The 20,621-nt window shown below is 43.0% G+C and carries 22 protein-coding genes; 19 read left to right on the top strand and 3 right to left on the bottom strand.

Annotated features, from left to right (window positions below; genetic code table 11):
- Positions 1 to 41: 41 nt before the first annotated feature.
- Genes yidD through rpmH form a run of 3 tightly spaced genes read right to left on the bottom strand, consistent with a single transcriptional unit; the run spans position 42 to position 782 of the window.
- On the bottom strand, positions 42 to 260 hold the full coding sequence (gene yidD, locus ICN28_RS05765) for a membrane protein insertion efficiency factor YidD (protein WP_370626463.1): 219 nt from the start codon (positions 258 to 260) through the stop codon (positions 42 to 44).
- Positions 261 to 268: 8 nt separating this feature from the next.
- A complete protein-coding gene (locus tag ICN28_RS05760) occupies positions 269 to 613 on the bottom strand; it encodes a ribonuclease P protein component (protein WP_216286995.1) in 345 nt (114 codons plus the stop codon).
- A gap of 34 nt (positions 614 to 647) precedes the next feature.
- Positions 648 to 782, bottom strand: a complete 135-nt coding sequence (gene rpmH, locus ICN28_RS05755; RefSeq protein WP_088812781.1) for a 50S ribosomal protein L34 — start codon at positions 780 to 782, stop codon at positions 648 to 650.
- A 200-nt stretch (positions 783 to 982) separates the two neighbouring features.
- Here rpmH and dnaA point away from each other — a divergent pair, with 200 nt between their 5' ends.
- From dnaA to atpD, 19 genes are all read left to right on the top strand, one after another.
- Entirely contained in the window at positions 983 to 2,419 is a 1,437-nt protein-coding gene (dnaA, locus tag ICN28_RS05750; protein WP_216286994.1) for a chromosomal replication initiator protein DnaA, read from the top strand.
- A 282-nt stretch (positions 2,420 to 2,701) separates the two neighbouring features.
- A complete protein-coding gene (gene dnaN, locus ICN28_RS05745) occupies positions 2,702 to 3,817 on the top strand; it encodes a DNA polymerase III subunit beta (RefSeq protein ID WP_216286993.1) in 1,116 nt (371 codons plus the stop codon).
- A gap of 25 nt (positions 3,818 to 3,842) precedes the next feature.
- Positions 3,843 to 6,338 (top strand): DNA topoisomerase (ATP-hydrolyzing) subunit B, encoded by a 2,496-nt coding sequence (gyrB, locus tag ICN28_RS05740; protein ID WP_216286992.1) that lies wholly within the window; start codon positions 3,843 to 3,845, stop codon positions 6,336 to 6,338.
- A complete protein-coding gene (locus tag ICN28_RS05735; RefSeq protein ID WP_216286991.1) occupies positions 6,331 to 6,801 on the top strand; it encodes an SET domain-containing protein in 471 nt (156 codons plus the stop codon). Before gyrB ends, ICN28_RS05735 begins: the two co-directional genes overlap by 8 nt.
- A gap of 18 nt (positions 6,802 to 6,819) precedes the next feature.
- Positions 6,820 to 7,038: a DUF3717 domain-containing protein gene (locus tag ICN28_RS05730; RefSeq protein WP_216286990.1), complete on the top strand. Its 219-nt coding sequence runs from the start codon at positions 6,820 to 6,822 to the stop codon at positions 7,036 to 7,038.
- A gap of 1 nt (position 7,039) precedes the next feature.
- Positions 7,040 to 8,671, top strand: coding sequence for a GMC family oxidoreductase N-terminal domain-containing protein (locus ICN28_RS05725; RefSeq protein ID WP_216286989.1), 1,632 nt, complete (start codon positions 7,040 to 7,042; stop codon positions 8,669 to 8,671).
- Positions 8,672 to 8,712: 41 nt separating this feature from the next.
- The gene (locus ICN28_RS05720) at positions 8,713 to 9,465 is read left to right on the top strand and encodes a TSUP family transporter (protein WP_216288157.1); all 753 of its coding nucleotides are present in this window, start codon (positions 8,713 to 8,715) and stop codon (positions 9,463 to 9,465) included.
- A 101-nt stretch (positions 9,466 to 9,566) separates the two neighbouring features.
- Positions 9,567 to 11,486, top strand: a complete 1,920-nt coding sequence (gene mnmG / locus ICN28_RS05715) for a tRNA uridine-5-carboxymethylaminomethyl(34) synthesis enzyme MnmG (protein ID WP_216286988.1) — start codon at positions 9,567 to 9,569, stop codon at positions 11,484 to 11,486.
- The gene (gene rsmG / locus ICN28_RS05710) at positions 11,486 to 12,184 is read left to right on the top strand and encodes a 16S rRNA (guanine(527)-N(7))-methyltransferase RsmG (protein ID WP_216286986.1); all 699 of its coding nucleotides are present in this window, start codon (positions 11,486 to 11,488) and stop codon (positions 12,182 to 12,184) included. The genes mnmG and rsmG overlap by 1 nt, the downstream gene beginning before the upstream one ends.
- 24 nt (positions 12,185 to 12,208) lie before the next feature.
- Positions 12,209 to 12,979 carry a ParA family protein gene (locus ICN28_RS05705; protein WP_216286984.1) on the top strand — a complete coding sequence of 257 codons (771 nt, stop codon included), beginning with the start codon at positions 12,209 to 12,211 and terminating at the stop codon, positions 12,977 to 12,979.
- Between the two features lie 10 nt (positions 12,980 to 12,989).
- Complete coding sequence (locus tag ICN28_RS05700; protein WP_216286982.1) at positions 12,990 to 13,862, top strand: ParB/RepB/Spo0J family partition protein; 873 nt, start codon at positions 12,990 to 12,992, stop codon at positions 13,860 to 13,862.
- An 8-nt stretch (positions 13,863 to 13,870) separates the two neighbouring features.
- Entirely contained in the window at positions 13,871 to 14,431 is a 561-nt protein-coding gene (locus ICN28_RS05695) for an ATP synthase subunit I (RefSeq protein WP_216286980.1), read from the top strand.
- A 32-nt stretch (positions 14,432 to 14,463) separates the two neighbouring features.
- Positions 14,464 to 15,327: a F0F1 ATP synthase subunit A gene (gene atpB / locus ICN28_RS05690; RefSeq protein ID WP_216286978.1), complete on the top strand. Its 864-nt coding sequence runs from the start codon at positions 14,464 to 14,466 to the stop codon at positions 15,325 to 15,327.
- A 37-nt stretch (positions 15,328 to 15,364) separates the two neighbouring features.
- Positions 15,365 to 15,631: a F0F1 ATP synthase subunit C gene (gene atpE, locus ICN28_RS05685; protein ID WP_215287656.1), complete on the top strand. Its 267-nt coding sequence runs from the start codon at positions 15,365 to 15,367 to the stop codon at positions 15,629 to 15,631.
- Positions 15,632 to 15,700: 69 nt separating this feature from the next.
- Positions 15,701 to 16,171, top strand: coding sequence for a F0F1 ATP synthase subunit B (locus ICN28_RS05680; protein WP_216286976.1), 471 nt, complete (start codon positions 15,701 to 15,703; stop codon positions 16,169 to 16,171).
- 1 nt (position 16,172) lies between these two features.
- Entirely contained in the window at positions 16,173 to 16,709 is a 537-nt protein-coding gene (locus ICN28_RS05675) for a F0F1 ATP synthase subunit delta (protein WP_216286973.1), read from the top strand.
- 26 nt (positions 16,710 to 16,735) lie between these two features.
- Positions 16,736 to 18,277 (top strand): F0F1 ATP synthase subunit alpha, encoded by a 1,542-nt coding sequence (gene atpA, locus ICN28_RS05670; RefSeq protein ID WP_216286971.1) that lies wholly within the window; start codon positions 16,736 to 16,738, stop codon positions 18,275 to 18,277.
- 23 nt (positions 18,278 to 18,300) lie between these two features.
- Entirely contained in the window at positions 18,301 to 19,176 is an 876-nt protein-coding gene (gene atpG / locus ICN28_RS05665; protein WP_216286969.1) for a F0F1 ATP synthase subunit gamma, read from the top strand.
- Between the two features lie 41 nt (positions 19,177 to 19,217).
- A complete protein-coding gene (gene atpD, locus ICN28_RS05660; RefSeq protein WP_216286967.1) occupies positions 19,218 to 20,621 on the top strand; it encodes a F0F1 ATP synthase subunit beta in 1,404 nt (467 codons plus the stop codon).

Here is a 20,621-nt window from a genome sequence, read left to right as displayed (position 1 = left end):
TCTGTATTAATTAGCTGATTGTCGATTGTAGTGTGAGACGGTTATTTTTTGATGACCTTTTCAGGTACGAGATCAATCCCGCCTTTAGCCCAAGGATTGCAGCGACAAATTCGATTAACTGCCAAATAAGTCCCCTTTATTGCGCCGTATTGCTTCAAGGCATCGATGGCATAACAAGAACAGGTGGGGTAAAAGCGGCACTGCGCCCCCCAGTATGGGCTCGAGGTTATTTGATAAAGGCGAACCAAGCCCTGCAACATCTTTGAAATCATTTTTGTAAAGCGAAGCCAATCAACTCCGAGCGTATTTCTTTTCTCTCGCTCTCTCGAAGTTTGTTTTTCGTTTTATCGCCAATTTTTTTTCTAAGTCTCAATACAAGTAATTGAGGCGCAGGTGAATTCGGTGAAGTTCTATAGACTTCGCGCATCAAGCGCTTGATCCTATTTCTATCAACTGCTCTCTTCGCCAGTTTTTTGGGCACCGTTAATGCAAAGCCAGAGTCACCATTAAATAAATGATGAGCAGCTAAGTACTTACTTGTTTTGGGTTTTTGGGCCAATATTTGTCGAATGACCCCGGGGTCAGAAAGACTTGTAGAGCGAGGCAAAGACATGCTCGCTCTACAGTTTTCTTGATCTTGCTGTTGTTTAAACAGCGAGGCGCTTACGACCTTTGGCACGACGCGCATTTAATACATGGCGACCACCTTTAGTTTTCATGCGAACACGAAAGCCATGGGTACGTTTACGACGGGTTACTGACGGTTGATATGTACGTTTCATAATTGTTTCCTAACTAACCCTATATTTTCGCTTTATAAAAATCGATCGTCAATAGATATTTACAGAATATATTTTTATTCACATGACTATCTTGTTGTTTTTTATAAATTTTCTTACTTGTCAACAAGTTATCCACAGCTTATCCACCGACTTATCCTTTGTGGATAACTTTTGTCAGCAACTACAATCAGTTTGTGAATATGAATACTTTGACAAATTCCGTTTTAACGGCAAATAACAACCTTGAGACATTTTGGGAGTTTGTGACAACTTCCTTCTCTAAAGAGCTTTCTCCACAACAGTTTAAAACGTGGATTAAGCCGCTGTTTGCTATAGGCTTCAATGATACAGACAATGTTTTATCGTTGGCGGCTCCCAATAGATTCAAGCTTGACTGGGCTAAAAATCAATTTAATCAACGATTTATAGAGCTTTCACAAAACTATTATGGTCGACCCGTGACGGTTGAATGGGTTTTAGACCCCAAGGTAAAGTTGGTGAATACGGGTGACGCCCCTTCTGAGTTTTTGGTGGAAACCTTTGAAAACCCGAACCATTCGCAAAATATTGATTTAAATGAGGCTCCTGTTGAGCTTCCTAGCATTGGCATTGATGGTCGCTCAAGGCTCAATCCAAGTTTAACTTTTGATAGTTTTGTAACTGGTAAAGCCAACCAGTTGGCTCGAGCTGCTGCCATTCAAGTGGCCAATAATCCAGGGTCTTCGTATAACCCTATGTATTTATATGGTGGCGTAGGCCTGGGTAAGACGCATTTAATTCACGCCATTGGGAACCACTTGTTGCAAGAAAAGCCCAATGCAAAAATTCGCTATATCCATGCAGAACAATATGTATCCGATGTTGTTAAAGCTTATCAGCAAAAATCATTCGATAAATTTAAGCAGTATTACCACTCGTTGGATTTGCTTTTAATTGACGATATCCAGTTCTTTGCTGGGAAACCTCGCTCTCAGGAGGAGTTTTTCTATGCTTTTGAAGCCTTAACAGCCAACAAATCACAAGTCATTATGACCAGTGATACCTATCCAAAAGAGATTTCAGGAATTGATGACCGTCTCATTTCTAGATTTGACTCTGGTTTAACTGTTGCAATTGAGCCGCCAGAGCTTGAAATGAGGGTTGCCATCTTAATGAAGAAAGCCGTTTCTGAAGGATTGCCCCTAACAGAAGATGTCGCATTTTTCGTAGCTAAACACCTTCGATCAAACGTCAGAGAGCTTGAGGGGGCGTTGAGAAAGATATTGGCGTACGTTCGTTTCCATGGGAAAGAAATTACCATTGATGTTGCAAGAGAGGCTTTAAAAGACCTTTTGTCCGTTCAAAATAGACAGATATCTGTGGAGAATATTCAAAAAACGGTTGCGGATTTTTACAATATAAAAGTTGCTGATATGTACTCTAAGAAGCGCCCGGCTAATATTGCAAGACCTCGACAAATAGCCATGTATATTGCTAAAGAGTTGACCCAAAAAAGCCTTCCTGAAATTGGTGAGCTTTTTGGTGGCCGTGACCATACAACAGTTTTACATGCGGTTAGAAAGATTACTGAAGAAAGATCCAGAGATAACCAACTTAACCACGAGCTTCATGTTTTAGAACAGTCTTTAAAGAACTAAAATACCTGTGGAAAAGCTTGTGGATAGACTCTGTATAACCTTGGTGATAAGTACTTGAATAGGATGTGGATGATTTGTGGACAATTGAGGTAAAAGTTGAAAACTGTAAAAGTTATTAAACTTTATCCAAAGGCTTTCCAAAACATATCCACATGGTTTTAATGAATGTAAAATGATGATTAATAAATGATTTTTTAGTTATCCACAGAAATTAGCTGCTTTATTAACTACTACTACTACTATAAATATATATATAAATAAATTAATACAGGAATAAGAACCATGGAACTGGTCAACACAACTAGAGATAAATTATTAAAACCACTTCAGTTAGTAAGTGGCATCGTTGAACGTCGACATACACTTCCTATTTTGGCGAACTTGTTATTTAAGAAAAACGGAAATGCCGTTTCTTTGGTTTCAACAGATATTGAAATTCAAATTACAACTCATGCAGATTTTGGTGTTGGGGCAGAAAATTTAAGCACAACTGTTGGAGCAAGAAAATTAGTTGATATTTTGAGAGCCTTACCAGAGGGTCCTTTAAGTCTCTCTTTAAAAGATAACAAAATGGTTGTTCAGAGCGGTAAGAGTCGTTTTACCCTACAAACATTGGCAGCCAATGAATTTCCAATCATGTCTGAGTCAACCGATGTTTCTGCTAGTTGGGAAATGTCTCAAAAATCGTTCAAGCAGTTAATCAGCCAGGTGCACTTTGCAATGGCTCAACAAGATATTCGTTACTACTTGAATGGCATGTTGTTTGTTTTAGAAAATCAACGAATCATTGCGGTAGCGACTGATGGTCATCGTTTGGCATATAGCCATGTTGATCTAGAAAAGAGCCCTACTGGTAATGGTCAAAAGCAAGAAATTATTATTCCAAGAAAAACAATTCTTGAGCTACAACATTTGTTAGAAGATACAGATGAGCCAGTGGTTGTTTCATTAGCAAACAATCAAGTTAAATTTAACTTTGGCAATGTGGAGCTTTTATCCAAATTAGTTGAAGGTAAATTTCCAGACTTTCAAAGAGTGATTCCTAAGGGACAAAATAACAGTTTGATTGTTAGCCGTGAAGCATTGCAATCCTCTTTACAAAGAGCGGCCATTCTTACAACGGATAAGTTCAAGGGTGTTCGTTGTGTGCTGTCTGAAAACTGCCTAACAATTCAGTCAACAAACGCTGAACAAGAAGAAGCTCAGGAAGATATCGAAACACAATACGATGGCGATAAAATTGATATTGGATTTAACGTTTCTTATTTGTTAGATGTTTTAGCAAATTTAAAAAATGATTCTATTCAAATCAGTTTGGGAGACTCAAACAGCAGCGCTGTTATTACGCTTCCCGAACAAGAAGGTTTCAAGTACGTAGTAATGCCAATGCGCATTTAATAGTTTTATTAGAAAAGAATACTCAATGACTGTTGAAGTAAAAGCACAAGAACAATACGGCGCATCATCCATTCAAATTCTAGAAGGTCTTGAAGCAGTTCGTAAAAGACCGGGTATGTACATTGGAGATACCTCTGACGGTACAGGCTTGCATCATTTGGTATTTGAAGTTTTAGATAACTCAATTGATGAAGCCTTAGCGGGTCATTGTTCTGAAATAACAGTAACAATCCATACTGATAATTCAATATCGATTATTGATAATGGTCGCGGTGTTCCGACTGGTATTAAATACGACGATAAACACGACCCCAAGAGAAGTGCGGCCGAAATTGTGATGACCGAACTTCACGCAGGTGGTAAGTTTGACCAAAACAGTTATAAAGTTTCTGGTGGTCTACACGGCGTAGGTGTTAGTTGTGTTAATGCTCTTTCTAAATGGTTACGCTTAACGGTTAAGCGTGATGGCAAAGTTCATTTTATGGAGTTTGCACGTGGTGTCGTTCAGCAGCGTGAGTTAGTTGAAGAGTCCGGCAATATGACGTCTCCAATTAAAGTAATTGGTGATACAGATAAGCGTGGTACCGAAGTTCACTTTTTAGCGGACGTTGAGATATTTGGAAATGTAGAATACCACTATGAAATCCTCTCTAAGCGAATTAGAGAGCTTTCCTTCCTTAATAATGGCGTACACATCCGTTTATTGGACCAACGCTCAGGTAAAGAAGAAAACTTTGCTTTCTCCGGCGGAGTTAAGGGTTTTGTTGAATATATTAATAAAAGCAAAACCGTTCTTCATACGAATATTTTCTACGCAGAAGGTGAAAGACCTTCAGATCTTGGTGGAACTATTACAGCTGAAGTTGCGATGCAATGGAATGATGGGTTTAATGAACAAGTACTATGTTTTACCAATAACATTCCTCAAAGAGATGGCGGTACACACTTAACAGGTTTACGTGCTGCAATGACTCGCGTTATCAATAAGTATATTGATGAGCAAGAATTAGCGAAAAAAGCTAAGGTTGAAATTACTGGTGATGACATGCGCGAAGGCTTAACCTGTGTTTTATCGGTTAAGGTGCCAGAACCTAAGTTTTCAAGTCAAACAAAAGATAAATTGGTGTCCAGTGAAGTTCGGGGGCCTGTTGAAGAAATTGTTAGCACTTTGTTAACCGATTATCTTCAAGAAAATCCACAAGACGCCAAGATTATCTGTGCCAAGATTATCGAAGCAGCAAGAGCTAGAGAAGCCGCGAGAAAAGCTCGTGACATGACTCGCCGTAAAGGCTTATTGGATGGCTTAGGTTTGCCTGGCAAGCTAGCTGACTGTCAAGAAAAAGACCCAGCAAAATCTGAACTATTTATCGTCGAGGGCGATTCTGCGGGCGGCTCTGCCAAACAGGGCCGAGATAGAAAGTTCCAGGCAATTTTGCCTTTAAAGGGCAAGATTCTTAACGTTGAAAAAGCCCGCTTTGACAAAATGTTAAGCAGCCAAGAGGTTGTCACTTTAATTACGGCTCTTGGCACTGGTATTGGCAAAGAAGAATACAACGCTGATAAGTTGCGTTACCACCGCATTATTATCATGACCGACGCGGACGTTGACGGAAGCCATATCAGAACATTACTTCTAACATTCTTCTATCGCCAAATGCCTGAGCTTGTTGAGCGTGGACATATTTATATTGCACAACCGCCTTTATATAAAGTTAAGCAAGGTAAAAATGAGCAATATATTAAAGACGATAGTGCTTTAAATGCGTATTTGCTTAACTTGGCTCTTGAAAATGCAACAGTTGTACTTTCAGATGGCAAAGTTATCGATAACGAACGTCTAACAAGCCTTTCGAATGATTATCAAACAATACAAAATATTGTTGACCGATTATCACGGAGCATGGATGAAGGCTCATTACGCGCCATTGCCAATGGCGTACGTCTTAACCTTGATACTGAAGAGTCTGCCAATAAATCAGCCACTGAGTTAAGTAATTATTTTGTTCAACAGGTGGATAAGCTATTAAAGCCACAAATTATTGTGCAAAAGGATGAGCGTACCGAGCGTTATCGCTTATTAATTTCACGTAGAGTTCACGGCAATACAAAACTATCTGTAATTGACTCTGATTTTGTTCACGGCGCTGATTATGAAACTCTTGAAAAGGCATCTGCTGCCTTAACCAATGTTTTGGGCACTGGTGCAACAGTTAAGCGCGGTGATCCAGAAAAAACAGTTAAAGAGGCTAATGTTAAGGATTTCCGCGAGGCCATGGAATGGCTTCTTGCTGAAGCAGAGCGCGGCGTTAGCCGTCAACGCTATAAGGGTCTTGGTGAGATGAATCCAGAACAGCTTTGGGAGACCACCATGGATACCAATACTAGAACCTTACTAAGAGTTCAAATTGAGGATGCTATTGCGGCTGACCAAGTATTTACGACCTTGATGGGTGATGAGGTTGAGCCACGTCGCGCATTTATTGAAAGTAACGCGCTAATTGCTCGAAACATTGATGTCTAAAAAGAACAAAAATAATGATTTAATTAAAGTTAAGGAGTCCAATATTCACGGCAAAGGGGTTTTTGCCGTGAAGGACATTCCTAAGGGTAAGAAGATCATTGAATATACAGGCGAGCATATATCTTGGGATGTTGCTCTTGAGCGTCACCCACATGATCCAAGTCAGCCCAATCACACCTTTTATTTTGGCTTAGAAGATGGCTCAGCAATTGATGCTAAGTTTGGCGGTAACGAGGCCATGTGGATTAATCATTCCTGTAAACCCAATTGCCGCTCACTTGAAGAGGACGCAGGAAAAACCACCAAGGTTTTTCTTTACGCTCTTAAAAACATTAAAGCTGGCGAAGAGCTTTTTTATGATTATGGCCTTCAGTTAGAAGGCAAGATTACCAAACAAATCAAAAAAGATTACGAGTGCCGCTGTGGCAATAAAAAGTGCCGCGGTACCATGTTGGCTGGTTAAGCAAGGTTAAGCTAAGCGATGTTGTTTATTTCAATACAAGAACTTGAGGCTGCCATTAATTACTGGCGGGATAAGTCCCCATCCTCTGGAGAGTCATTGGTTCTTTGTAGTGAAGCCTCCTGCTTGGCAAAATCATATGCCTTAATGATTATTCAATCAGCACAAAGAATTCCTCTTGAGGGGTTAAGCGAAGCTGAGCGGGTGGCTTTTCAAGTTTATTTAGCCAATAAGGGTTAGTGTGTCAAATCCTAGCAGCGTTATCGATCACGGTGAGTTTGATTACATCATTGTTGGTGCAGGTAGTGCGGGCTGTGTTTTGGCTAATCGCTTAACTGAAAATTCTAAAAATAATGTTTTGCTGGTGGATGCAGGTGGTAAAGATGACTATCTATGGATACATATACCCGTTGGATATCTTTACTGCATTAATAATCCCAAAACTGACTGGATGTTCAGGACATCCTCTCAGCTAGGTCTTAATGGAAGAAGCTTAATCTATCCCAGGGGTAAAGTATTGGGAGGGTCTTCTTCTATTAATGGGATGATCTATATGCGTGGTCAGTCTCAAGATTATGATCATTGGGCCGAGCTTACCGGCGACTCATCATGGTCTTGGAATGCTGTCTTAAAACACTTTAAAAGCATTGAGGATTATCACGGTGGCGCCAATGATTTTCATGGTGCCGGTGGTGAATGGCGAGTTGAGAAGCAAAGGTTAAGCTGGAAAATCCTTGACACCTTTAGATTGGCTGCAAACCAGTTGGGCATTCCATCCGTTGATGACTTTAATCGCGGCTCAAACCGCGGAGTTTCTTATTTTGATGTTACTCAAAAAAATGGCTGGCGTTTAAATGCGTCGAAAGCTTTTCTTAAAACAGCTGCACGCAGAAGTAACTTAACTATTATTACTGGCGCTCAAGTTGATAAGTTAATTTTTGATGGGTTTGACTGTAGTGGAGTTCTATTTAAGGGTGAAAACCAACTCCATCAAGCCTCCGCCCGCCAAGAGGTTCTTTTATCGGCAGGCTCAATAGGAAGCGTTCAAATTCTAGAAAGATCTGGCCTTGGCGATAAGGACCGGCTTGCCAGCCTGGGGATTGAGTCTAAAAAACATTTACCCGGGGTTGGCGAAAACTTGCAGGACCATCTCCAAATTAGGATGGTTTATAAGGTTAAGGGATTTAAAACCCTTAATAGAGTGGCGGCACATTGGTGGGGCAAGTTAACTATTGGTTTGCAATACATCTTGACTCGGCGAGGCCCCATGTCGATGGCGCCATCTCAATTGGGGGCCTTTACTATTTCTTCCGAGGCTCACATTCGGCCTAATATTCAATACCATGTGCAACCGCTCTCATTAGAGAAGTTTGGTGAGCCACTCCACACCTTTAATGCTTTTACAGCGAGTGTTTGTAATTTAAGACCAAGCTCTAGAGGGTCTGTTCACATCACATCATCAGAGATAGATGCGCCCCCATTAATTAACCCGAATTATTTATCAACCGATGAGGATCGTCGAGTTGCGTTAGATTCTGTTGCTGTAACCAGATCTATTGTTAAGCAGCCTGCTTTTAAGAATGCTGAGATTGACGAGCATAAGCCGGGCAATCATTACACGTCTCATGATGAGCTATTGGCTCAGATTGCTGATATAGGGACAACCATTTTCCACCCAGTTGGGACGTGCAAAATGGGTAAGCCAGAGGACCCTGATGCTGTTGTTGATTATGAGCTTAAGGTTCTTGGGATTAATAAGCTTCGCATTGTCGACGCAAGCGTCATGCCAACTATCACCTCAGGCAACACAGCAGCTCCAACCATGATGATCGCTGAAAAAATTGCGCGTCAAATATTAAGCGCTACATCTTGATCGAGGTCGACTTTCTTCATTGGACGGTTTGGCTTCTTTTAATGGCGGCCGCCGGTGCGGGTTTTGTTGATGCAGTTGCTGGCGGCGGCGGCCTTATACAAGTACCGTCGCTATTTTCTGTATATCCCACAGCAAGTCCTGCCACCCTATTGGGCACTAATAAGGTGGCATCAATTGGCGGAACATTAATTGCGGCTAAAAAGTACTTAAAAGTAGTTAAGTTACCTTATTTTATTGTAATGCCAGCCATCTTGTTTGCATTTTTTGGGTCTTTTGCCGGGGCGGCCGCTGTGAGGTCTGTGTCCTTAGATGTATTTCGTATTTTGTTGCCCGCTATATTGGTTGTATTGCTAATCTACACAATTAAGCAACCCTCATTAGGTGCCACTCATGCGCCTCCAGGCTCAAGCAAACATAGAGTTGCTCAGGCAGTTTTATTGGGGGGTGGCATTGGTTTTTACGATGGCTTTTTTGGTCCCGGAACGGGCAGTTTTTTATTAATTGGTTTTGTTAGGATTTTTGGCTTTGATTTTTTGCATGCGTCTGCCGCGACAAAGCTAGTTAATGCAGCAACTAATTTAGCCGCAATCATCTTATTTGCATCGTTTGGCCACGTTCAGTGGGCTTTGGGGTTTGCCATGATGTTAATGAACATATTGGGTAGCATCGTGGGGTCGGGTTATGCTGTTCGCTATGGCAATGGATTTGTTCGTAAAATATTTATTGCTGTAGTTTCTGTGTTGATACTTAAAACCGGCGTTGATGGGCTGAGATATTTTGGTGTGAATGTTTGATGTTAATTGATTGGTTAGTTTCACGTGAAACACGCCATAGTGCTTTTATGTTGAGCCCTTTTGGCTCAGGTGATATCATCGCCGCCCTAGCTAGGTGATTTATGAATTTTTCAATAAACTTTGATGTGATTGTTATTGGTGGTGGACATGCTGGTTCTGAGGCTGCTTTAGCTTCTGCCCGTATGGGGTCGCGCACCCTACTTTTAACCCACAGCATAGAGACGCTGGGGTCGATGAGTTGTAATCCATCAATTGGCGGCATTGGTAAGGGTCATCTGGTTAAAGAGGTCGACGCGCTGGGTGGTGCTATGGCTGAGATTACGGATTTGGCAGGTATCCAATTCCGAATCTTGAACTCCAGTAAAGGTCCAGCTGTTCGAGCTACTAGAGCCCAAGCTGACCGAGCCTTATATAAGTCAGCCATGCGCAGCAAGCTAGAGAATCAAGAGAATCTGACTATTTTTCAGGCTGCTGTCGATGACTTAATTGTTAGCGGTGACGAGGTGCGCGGTGCAACCACGCAGTTGGGCTTAAGTTTTTATGCTTCAAAAGTTGTTCTTACTGCCGGCACTTTTCTTAATGGCAAGATCCATGTTGGGCTAGATAGTCACTCGGGCGGCCGTGCCGGTGACCCAGCAGCTATCAGACTCTCTGATAGATTAAAAGAGTTACAGTTACCTCAGGGTAGATTAAAAACAGGAACGCCACCGCGGATTGACGGTCGGACCATTAACTTTTCAGTGATGCAGGAGCAGCCAGGCGATTTGGACCCCCTCCCTGTTTTCTCTTATTTGGGTCGACCAGAGTTTCACCCTAAGCAGTTACCTTGTTGGATTACCCACACTAATAACCAGACGCACGACTTTATTCGAGCTGGTTTGGACAGGTCCCCGATGTATACCGGGGTTATTGAGGGTGTCGGCCCCAGATACTGCCCTTCGATTGAAGACAAGATTCATCGATTTGCCTCAAAAGAAAGTCATCAGATTTTTTTGGAGCCAGAGGGCTTAACAACGAATGAGTTTTATCCTAATGGAATTTCAACAAGTTTGCCGTTTGATGTTCAGTGGAATTTGGTTCGCAGCATTCGCGGTCTAGAAAACGCCATGATCGTTAGGCCTGGGTATGCTATTGAGTATGACTACTTTGATCCAAGAGGTTTGCAGCCAAGCCTAGAGTGTAAAAGTATTAAGGGGCTCTTCTTTGCTGGGCAGATAAACGGCACAACTGGTTATGAAGAGGCTGCTGCACAAGGATTATTGGCTGGAGCTAATGCTTCGCTGAGTGCCCAAGGAAGGCCGGCATGGTATCCAAAGCGAGATCAAGCCTATCTTGGCGTCTTGGTTGATGATTTGATTACCAAGGGTGTTTTGGAGCCTTACCGAATGTTCACTAGCCGAGCTGAATATCGCTTAAGCCTAAGAGAAGACAACGCGGATGATCGCCTGACTGAAATTGGTCGTGACCTGGGGTTGGTCGATGATCGTCGTTGGGATTTCTTCTGCAAAAAACAAGAAGCTGTTTCACGTGAAACAGAGCGATTACGCTCCACTTGGGTCAGTCCTAAAATATTAAGCGCTGCTGAATCTGAGGCGCTTTTGGGTCAGGTGATTACCCATGAGTACAACTTAGCTGATTTATTGCGACGACCAGGCGTGACCTATCACCAGCTAACGACAGCGATGAACGGGCGCTGGAGCCCTGGGGTATTAGCTGATGATGTTGTTTTAAATGATCAAATTACTGAACAAGTAGAAATTGGCATTAAATATCAAGGCTATATTGATCGCCAGGCTATTGAAATTGCAAGGCATTCCTATCATGAAGAGATGGTCTTGCCTGGGGAAATAGATTATGCCGATGTTCACGGCTTATCGACCGAGGCTCAGCAAAAGCTCAACTTGCATAAACCAGCAACATTGGGACAGGCTGCTCGTATTGCCGGAGTGACTCCTGCGACCATTTCAATCTTGCTCATTCATTTGAAAAAGGGTTTGGGTCGACGCCCAACTGTTAACTAATGCAGCAGGAGCTACTACGCGACAATCTTTTATCTGAGCTAAATCAAGGTGTGACAGGTTTGGCGCTCAACCTATCAAGCGAGCAATTGGATTCTTTAGTGGATTATTTGTTGGAGTTTCAGCGCTGGAATAAGACCCATAATCTTTCTGCCATTCGTGAGTTAAAGGACTCGGTTACTTTGCACTTACTGGATTCTTTGAGTGTCTTGCCGTATCTAGATGACTTTGTAGCAAAGCGCCCTGACCCTAATAAAGCATTTGCCTTGGCAGACCTTGGAACTGGGGGTGGTTTGCCTGGCATACCTCTTGCCATTTGTCGCCCAGAGTGGCGGATTCATCTTATGGAGGCTGTTCAAAAAAAGACAGTCTTTTTACAACACATTGTTTCAAAGTTTCATTTGGAGAATGTTAAGGTGCATCCAGCCCGAATTGAAGAAAGCTCCAAAAAACTTCAAAACTCTATAAGTATATGTATTTCAAGGGCTTTTTCTGATTTTGGAAAATTTATCACCCTCTCTGAGCCCATGCTGGAAGAAGGCGGTGAGGTTTGGGCAATGAAAGCAAAGCTTTTGCAGGAGGATTTAAATACCATTCCATCCAGCTGGCAAATTACAAATAATTATCTTTTGCAGGTTCCGGGCTTAGAGGCTGAAAGAAGGCTTTTTGAGCTGGCTCCCGTGAGAGAATTGAAGGCTTAACCCGTTTAATGAAAAAAGTATTTCATGGCTAAAATTTTTTGTGTTGCAAATCAAAAAGGTGGTGTCGGTAAGACCACGACGACTGTTAATTTGGCGGCTAGTTTGGCTGCCCAGAAGCAGCGTGTATTGGTTGTGGATTTAGACCCTCAGGGTAATGCCAGTATGGGTTCTGGCATTGAAAAGATGGGGTTGAGCCAAACGGTTTATCACGTCTTAATTGGTTTGGCAGATATTCATTCAGTCAAGATTGCCTCCGAAACAGGCGGGTACGATGTTTTGCCGGCGAATCGAGATCTTGCTGGCGCAGAAGTTGATCTTGTGGAGATGGATCGTCGCGAGGAGCGATTAAAGGATGCCTTGGCACCAGTATTGACTGACTACGATTTTGTTCTAATTGATTGTCCGCCAGCACTATCGCTGTTAACGCTTAATGGCTTATGTGCTGCAAATGGTGTCATTGTGCCAATGCAATGTGAATACTTTGCGCTGGAAGGGCTTTCTGACCTTGTGAATACGATTAAACAGGTGCACGCTAACCTAAACCCTGACCTCACGATCATAGGCTTGCTGCGCGTCATGTTTGATCCTCGAACAACGCTTCAACAGCAGGTTTCAGATCAATTGATGGCTCATTTTGGGGATAAGGTTTTTAAAACAATTATTCCGCGTAATGTGCGTTTAGCAGAAGCCCCTTCTTACGGTATGCCAGGTGTTAATTTTGACAAGAGTTCAAGAGGTGCTCAGGCGTATATGCAGTTTGGCTCAGAAATGATTGAGCGTATTAAAACAATGTAATGGATAAAAAATGAATGCAACAGTAAAGAAAAAAGGCTTAGGTCGTGGCTTGGAGGCCTTGTTGGGTGCAAAGGATGCGGGCTCGTCAAGCTCAGGAGGGGTTGCAACGCTAAAGCTTAATCAGCTGCAAGCAGGAAAATATCAGCCACGAAAAAACATGGTGGATGCTTCATTGCAAGAATTAGCATCAAGCATTAAAGAGCAAGGGATCATGCAGCCGCTTTTGGTTAGGCCAGTTGCGGGAGGCAAATTTGAGATCATTGCTGGTGAGCGCCGGTACCGTGCAGCAACTATCGCCGGTCTTCAAGAGGTCCCTGTACTGATTAAGCAGGCGGACGACCAAGCCACGGCAGCAATGGCCTTAATAGAAAATATGCAACGCGAAGACCTTAATGCTCTTGAGGAAGCCAACGGCTTATCTCGGCTGATTGAGGAGTTTGGCTATACCCACGACAAGGCCGCTCAAGCGGTGGGCAAATCTCGAAGTACGGTCAGTAATTTATTGCGTTTAATTCAGTTGGCTAAGCCCGTTCAAGCGATGCTAATAAAGGGAGATATTGACATGGGGCATGCACGCGCCCTTCTGCCCTTAGATAGCGCACTACAGGTTAGTTTGGCTCAAAAAATTGCTATTCAGAGGTTGTCAGTACGTGAAGCTGAAAAAATGGCAACGAAGCTTGTTTTAAGTAAAAAACCTCTCACCGATAAGCAAAAGAGCGAGGCAAAGGTAGATCCCGATCTAAAGAGAATTCAAGAGCGTTTGGCTGATGAGTTCAATTTGAATGTTGAGATCAAGCAAAAGCGTCAGGGCGGTGAAATAAAGATTAAATTTAGTCAGTTTGACGAGTTGGACGCTTTGTTTAAGCGACTAGCTTTAGATTAAGTTTTATTTTGGTAAATTACATTGACCCAGTGCCTAAGGATTCTGTAAAATCTCGGGGCTTTGGTAGTGAGGATGTTCAAGCGTCCAAATGTCGTGAAAACGACGATTGGAAAGATGAGTTAGAGGATTCTGAGGAGTCCGCAAAACCTTTGACTAGGCAGGAAATGGAGGCTCTATTAGGAAGCGCTCTATTGAGACCCAGTCGAGTAACCGTCAAGCGTTTGTTGATCCTCCAAGGATTGGTAACAATTGTTTCAGCTGTCGCTTGGTCAGCAACGGGTAAGTCGTTTGGCTTAGACTCTTCGGCGATATCAGCCCTACTGGGCGGTTTAGCAGCATTGGTACCAGCAGCATTATTTGCTGCTAGAGCAAAAGTTTTAAGCGGTCGCGTTAATCAGTTGGGAACAACAGTATTTGCGCTTGTAACCGGAGAGTTGTTGAAGATCATTGCAACGGTTGCAATGTTTGTTTTGGTGATTGTGTTTTATCCGGATTTGGATTGGTTACCACTGTTGTTGACATACATAATTGCGCTCAAGTGTTACTGGTTGGGTTGGTTATTTAGATAAGCAGCGGTTTAAATGGATAGAGGGACGTAACAATGGCAGCAGAAGTAGCGGGAAAGGCGTTGACGCCAACTGAATACATCGCAGAGCATTTGCAAAACTTAAACACTTTGCATGCCAAGCAAGAAGCTATTGTCGATTTCTCTGTTATTAATCTAGACACGGTTTTTTGGTCACTCATGATGGGTTTAGTCGTCGTGGGCTTTTTGTTGCTTGCTGCTCGTCGAGCAACAGCAGGTGTTCCAGGAAGATTTCAAGCTCTAGTGGAAATGTTGGTAGAGATGGTTGAAAACCAATCGAAGAGCATTGTTCATGGTGATCGCTCTTACATCGCACCTCTAGCCCTATTTGTATTTTGTTGGATCATTTTATTAAATACCCTTGATTTGGTTCCTGTAGATTGGGTTCATGGAATCAATGGTTTATTGGGTGTTTTTGGGAATGTTCACGTACCACACCACAAACTAGTTCCAACGACTGACTTAAACGGCACATTAGGCCTTTCCATGTCAGTTTTGGTTTTAATGATTTTCTACAGTTTTAAAGCAAAAGGTGTTGGTGGCTTTGTTCACGAACTTTTGTCAGCACCGTTTGGCGCTAAGTGGTATTTGGCACCATTTAACTTGGTGTTAAATATTATTGAGTTTATTGCTAAAGCCGTTTCTTTGGGTATGCGGTTATTTGGCAACATGTATGCAGGCGAATTGGTATTTTTGCTAATCGCTCTGTTGGGCGGCATCTGGCATTTTGGTGTCGACTTATCGTTCCTAGGTTTTGTTGGCCATGTCATTGCCGGCTCAGCTTGGGCGATTTTCCATATCTTGGTGATTTTGTTGCAAGCCTTCATCTTTATGATGTTGACTTTGGTTTATATTGGCCAGGCACATAGTCACCACTAATTTTTTTTACTAACTGTTTTTTTATTTAGGAGTCAACATGCAAGCATTTCTAGCACAAGTTCAAGGTCTGACAGCAATTGGTATTGGCATCATCATCGGTTTAGGTGCTATCGGCGCCTGTTTGGGTATTGCATTGATGGGTGGTAAGTACATCGAAGCATGTGCTCGTCAACCAGAATTGATGGAGCCATTGCAAACTAAGATGTTCTTGTTGGCTGGTTTGATCGATGCTGCTTTCTTGATCGGTGTTGGTGTAGCGATGTTATTTGCATTCGCAAACCCACTACTTGCAGTTATCAAGTAATTAGTAGTTATTGACGGGCGCAATTGAGCGCCCGTGAGTATTTGTCATCGTGACCGAAAGGAACAAACCGTGAACCTAAACGCGACGCTATTCGCGCAGATGGTCGTCTTTTTTATCTTGTGGTGGGTTGTTGCCAAATTTGTTTGGCCACCATTGGTTAAAGCTTTAGACGAGCGCGCCACAAAAGTGGCAGATGGTTTAGCTGCTGCAGAGCGCGGCAAAGCCGATCTTGAGTCTGCAAAAAAACGAGCTGAACAAGCATTGTCTGAGGCTCGCAACGAAGGTACTCAGCGTATTGCTGATGCTGAGAAGCGTGCTCAATTGTCAGCTGAAGAAATCAAAGCGAATGCTCAAGCAGAAGCTGCCCGCATCCTTGCTCAGGCAAAAGCAGAAGCTGAACAACAAGTATCACGTGCAAGAGATGCATTGCGTGGAGAAGTAGCTGCTTTGGCAGTTAAAGGCGCAGAGCAAATTTTACGTCGTGAAGTTGACGCTAAAGTACACGCTGGACTATTAGATCAGTTAAAGGCAGAGCTTTAATATGGCAGATTTAGCTACTATTGCCCGCCCATACGCTGAGGCTCTTTTTAGAAGCGCAAAGCCTGCAGAGTTATCTGCTATCGCTGAGCAATTAGAAGAGTTAGCTCAAGTTGCCAGCAACCCAGATTTACTGGCAGTAGCTAATAATCCAAAATTAGCCGATGCTGATTTATTACAAATTTTATTGAGCGGCATGAAAACAAAGCCAGCGGATATTGTGAAAAACTTTGTAGAAGTTTTGACACACAACAATCGCTTGTTGGCCATGCCAGAAATTGCTGCTCAATTTACAGCGTTAAAAAATGCTCAAGAAGGTGCTGCTGAAGTTTTGATTACAAGCGCATTCTCACTGCAAGGTGAAGAATTGAATAGTTTGTTATCAACACTCAAGAAGCGCTTTGGCGGAAGAGAGCTTCGTCCTACAGTTAATGTAGACCCAGAATTGATTGGCGGTGTGCGTGTGCAGGTTGGCGATGAGGTGCTAGACACTTCAGTTAAAGCCCGCTTAGCTTCAATGCAAGCCGCTCTTAGCGCATAACCGAATAAGATCCCAGGAGTAAGCAAATGCAACTCAACCCATCAGAGATCAGTGAACTGATCAAGAGCCGAATTAGTGGTGTAGGCGTTGGCGCCGAAGTCCGCAACCAAGGCACAGTTATTTCCGTAACAGACGGTATTTGCCGAGTGCATGGCCTTTCAGGCGTTATGCAAGGTGAAATGCTTGAGTTCCCAAACAACACATTAGGTCTCGCGCTTAACTTAGAGCGTGATTCTGTTGGTGCTGTTATTTTGGGTGAGTATGAACACATTAGTGAAGGCGACCCAGTTAAATGTACCGGTCGTATTCTTGAAGTGCCAGTAGGTCCAGAATTATTGGGTCGTGTTGTGAATGCGTTGGGTCAGCCAATTGATGGTAAGGGTCCAATCAATGCAAAGATGACAGACTTTATTGAAAAGGTTGCTCCTGGCGTTATTGACCGTCAGTCAGTTAGTCAGCCACTTCAAACTGGTTTGAAGTCTATTGATGCAATGGTACCTATTGGTCGTGGTCAGCGCGAATTGATCATTGGCGATCGTCAGACTGGTAAAACAGCGGTTGCAGTAGATGCGATCATCAACCAAAAAGGCAAAGGCATTCGTTGCGTGTACGTGGCGATTGGTCAAAAAGCATCAACGATTGCAAACGTATTGCGCAAGCTCGAAGAGCATGGCGCAATGGAGTACACAGTTATTGTTGCGGCAACAGCTTCTGACTCAGCTGCGATGCAGTATTTGTCAGCTTATGCTGGTTGCACAATGGGTGAATATTTCCGCGATCGCGGTGAAGATGCATTGATTGTTTATGATGACTTAACAAAGCAAGCGGTTGCATACCGTCAAGTGTCATTGTTATTGCGTCGCCCACCAGGACGTGAAGCTTATCCAGGCGACGTTTTCTACTTGCACTCACGCTTACTTGAGCGTGCCGCTCGTGTTAATGAAGACTACGTTGAGAAGTTTACTAATGGTGCAGTTAAGGGCAAAACAGGTTCATTAACATCATTGCCAATTATTGAAACTCAAGCGGGTGACGTTTCTGCATTCGTTCCAACAAACGTTATTTCTATTACTGACGGCCAGATCTTCTTAGAAACAGATTTATTTAACGCGGGCGTACGTCCAGCGATTAACGCAGGTATTTCTGTTTCACGTGTGGGTGGTGCAGCTCAAACGAAAGTAATTAAAAAATTATCAGGCGGTATTCGTACAGACTTAGCGCAGTATCGTGAGTTGGCAGCTTTTGCGCAGTTCGCATCTGATCTTGATGAGGCAACACGTAAGCAGTTGGAGCGTGGTCGTCGTGTAACAGAATTATTAAAGCAAGCTCAATACCAGCCACAGCAAGTTTGGCAATTGGCAGCATCTTTGTATGCAGCTAACAATGGCTTCTTGGATGATCTTGATGTGAAATTTGTTTTGCCTTTCGAAAAAGGCATGCATGATCACTTGAAGAGCAAGTTCGCTGATTTAATTGGCCGCATTGAAGATACTAAAGATCTCTCGAAAGAAGATGAAGCCGCTTTGCGTGCTGCAATCGAGGACTTTAAACGTTCAGCTTCTTTTTAATATAAGAAGCGAGGAGAGCCGAAATGGCCGGAACTAAAGAGATACGGACAAAGATCAAGAGCGTACAAAATACGCGCAAGATCACTAAGGCGATGGAAATGGTCGCCGCATCGAAGATGCGGCGTGCTCAAGAGCGCATGCGTAATGCACGTCCTTACTCTGAAAAAGTAAGGAACATTGCTGCTAACTTGGGTAAGGCCAACCCAGAATACCGACCTGCTTATTTGGTTGAGCGTGAAGTTAAAAAAGCAGGCGTTATTGTTGTGACAACTGACAAAGGTCTTTGCGGTGGTATGAACACCAACGTTTTAAGAGCTTTAACAAACACTATGAAGGACTTAGATTCTAAGGGTGTTGAGTTGTCATGCACGCCAATAGGTATGAAGGGTTTCCAATTCTTAAACAGAATTAAAGCGAAGATTGTTTCTCATGTCACACAAATGGGCGACACACCTCACTTAGAAAAGTTAATTGGTGCAATTAAGGTCCAATTGGATGCTTATGAAAATGGTGAAGTGGATGCGGTTTATTTGGCATACACAAAATTCATCAACACTATGAAACAAGAGCCAGTGATTGAAAAATTATTGCCTTTATCTAGTGAGCGCTTAGAGCAAACAGCTGCTGAATCAAAAGAGTATGGTTGGGATTATTTGTATGAGCCTGATCCTCAGTCAGTTGTAGATGAATTGTTGAAACGTTATGTTGAAGCATTGATTTACCAAGCGGTTGCAGAAAATATGGCATCTGAGCAGTCAGCTCGTATGGTTGCTATGAAGGCTGCTTCCGATAATGCGAAAAACGTAATTGGTGAGTTGCAGTTGGTATACAACAAAACACGTCAAGCAGCTATTACCAAAGAGTTGTCCGAGATCGTCGGCGGCGCTGCGGCAGTTTGATAACGAATGTATTGTAAAAAATTAGTGATCGGAGAACTACGATGAGCAACGGAAATATCGTTCAGTGTATTGGCGCGGTGGTAGACATTCAGTTTCCTCGCGACAACATGCCAAAAATTTATGACGCATTGATCTTGGAAGAGAACAATGAGGCATCATTTGCAGAAAAAGGTTTAACCTTTGAAGTGCAACAACAGTTAGGTGATGGTGTTGTACGTACCATTGCCATGGGCTCAAGCGATGGCTTGCGTCGAGGCATGAGTGTTGCTAACACGGGCAAGGGTATCTCCGTGCCGGTTGGTCCTGCAACATTGGGTCGTATTATGGACGTATTAGGTCGCCCAATTGACCAAGCTGGTCCTATCGGAACAGATGAGCGTCGCGCGATTCACCAATCAGCGCCAAAGTTTGATGAACTTTCACCATCCGTTGATCTATTAGAAACAGGCATTAAGGTTATTGACTTGGTTTGCCCATTTGCTAAAGGCGGTAAGGTTGGCTTGTTCGGTGGTGCTGGTGTAGGTAAGACAGTTAACATGATGGAGCTGATCAACAACATTGCTAAGCAACACTCAGGTTTATCTGTGTTTGCCGGTGTTGGTGAGCGTACTCGTGAAGGTAACGACTTCTACCACGAGATGAAAGACTCCAACGTTCTTGATAAAGTGGCTATGGTTTTCGGTCAGATGAACGAGCCACCAGGTAACCGTCTTCGTGTTGCGCTAACAGGCTTAACAATGGCTGAGCGTTTCCGTGATGAAGGCCGTGATATTTTGTTCTTCGTTGACAACATTTATCGTTATACATTGGCCGGTACAGAAGTATCTGCTTTGTTAGGTCGTATGCCGTCAGCTGTGGGTTATCAACCAACATTGGCTGAAGAAATGGGTCGCCTACAAGAGCGTATTACTTCAACTAAGACAGGTTCTATTACATCTATTCAGGCTGTTTATGTTCCTGCGGATGACTTAACAGATCCATCGCCTGCTACAACATTCTTGCACTTAGACTCAACAGTTGTTTTGTCACGTGATATTGCTGCTTTAGGTATTTACCCAGCGGTTGACCCGCTTGATTCAACAAGCCGTCAGTTAGACCCACAAGTGGTTGGCGAAGAGCATTATGCAGTTGCACGTGGTGTTCAAACAACATTACAACGTTACAAAGAGTTGCGTGACATTATTGCTATTTTGGGTATGGATGAGTTGTCACCTGAAGATAAGCAAGCTGTCGCACGTGCGCGTAAGATTCAGCGCTTCTTGTCACAGCCATTCCACGTAGCGGAAGTATTTACTGGATCTCCAGGTAAGTACGTTCCTTTGAAAGAAACAATCCGTGGCTTTAAGATGATTGTTGATGGTGAGCTTGACCATTTGCCTGAGCAGGCATTCTATATGGTTGGCGGCATCGATGAGGCTATCGAAAAAGCTAAGAAGTTGCAGTAA

The sequence above is a fragment of the Polynucleobacter sp. 30F-ANTBAC genome (genome assembly GCF_018882385.1).
Lineage (GTDB): Bacteria > Pseudomonadota > Gammaproteobacteria > Burkholderiales > Burkholderiaceae > Polynucleobacter.
The sequence above is the reverse complement of the archived record's forward strand: the minus strand, read 5'-3'. Positions and strand labels throughout refer to the sequence as shown.

Bases quoted from the DNA above. Each gene is read 5' to 3' on its own strand.
- yidD (WP_370626463.1), bottom strand. From the start codon at position 260: ATGTTGCAGGGCTTGGTTCGCCTTTATCAAATAACCTCGAGCCCATAC.
- ICN28_RS05760 (WP_216286995.1), bottom strand. From the start codon at position 613: ATGTCTTTGCCTCGCTCTACAAGTCTTTCTGACCCCGGGGTCATTCGA.
- rpmH (WP_088812781.1), bottom strand. From the start codon at position 782: ATGAAACGTACATATCAACCGTCAGTAACCCGTCGTAAACGTACCCAT.
- dnaA (WP_216286994.1), top strand. From the start codon at position 983: ATGAATACTTTGACAAATTCCGTTTTAACGGCAAATAACAACCTTGAG.
- dnaN (WP_216286993.1), top strand. From the start codon at position 2,702: ATGGAACTGGTCAACACAACTAGAGATAAATTATTAAAACCACTTCAG.
- gyrB (WP_216286992.1), top strand. From the start codon at position 3,843: ATGACTGTTGAAGTAAAAGCACAAGAACAATACGGCGCATCATCCATT.
- ICN28_RS05735 (WP_216286991.1), top strand. From the start codon at position 6,331: ATGTCTAAAAAGAACAAAAATAATGATTTAATTAAAGTTAAGGAGTCC.
- ICN28_RS05730 (WP_216286990.1), top strand. From the start codon at position 6,820: ATGTTGTTTATTTCAATACAAGAACTTGAGGCTGCCATTAATTACTGG.
- ICN28_RS05720 (WP_216288157.1), top strand. From the start codon at position 8,713: ATGGCGGCCGCCGGTGCGGGTTTTGTTGATGCAGTTGCTGGCGGCGGC.
- mnmG (WP_216286988.1), top strand. From the start codon at position 9,567: ATGAATTTTTCAATAAACTTTGATGTGATTGTTATTGGTGGTGGACAT.
- rsmG (WP_216286986.1), top strand. From the start codon at position 11,486: ATGCAGCAGGAGCTACTACGCGACAATCTTTTATCTGAGCTAAATCAA.
- ICN28_RS05705 (WP_216286984.1), top strand. From the start codon at position 12,209: ATGGCTAAAATTTTTTGTGTTGCAAATCAAAAAGGTGGTGTCGGTAAG.
- ICN28_RS05700 (WP_216286982.1), top strand. From the start codon at position 12,990: ATGAATGCAACAGTAAAGAAAAAAGGCTTAGGTCGTGGCTTGGAGGCC.
- atpB (WP_216286978.1), top strand. From the start codon at position 14,464: ATGGCAGCAGAAGTAGCGGGAAAGGCGTTGACGCCAACTGAATACATC.
- atpE (WP_215287656.1), top strand. From the start codon at position 15,365: ATGCAAGCATTTCTAGCACAAGTTCAAGGTCTGACAGCAATTGGTATT.
- ICN28_RS05675 (WP_216286973.1), top strand. From the start codon at position 16,173: ATGGCAGATTTAGCTACTATTGCCCGCCCATACGCTGAGGCTCTTTTT.
- atpA (WP_216286971.1), top strand. From the start codon at position 16,736: ATGCAACTCAACCCATCAGAGATCAGTGAACTGATCAAGAGCCGAATT.
- atpG (WP_216286969.1), top strand. From the start codon at position 18,301: ATGGCCGGAACTAAAGAGATACGGACAAAGATCAAGAGCGTACAAAAT.
- atpD (WP_216286967.1), top strand. From the start codon at position 19,218: ATGAGCAACGGAAATATCGTTCAGTGTATTGGCGCGGTGGTAGACATT.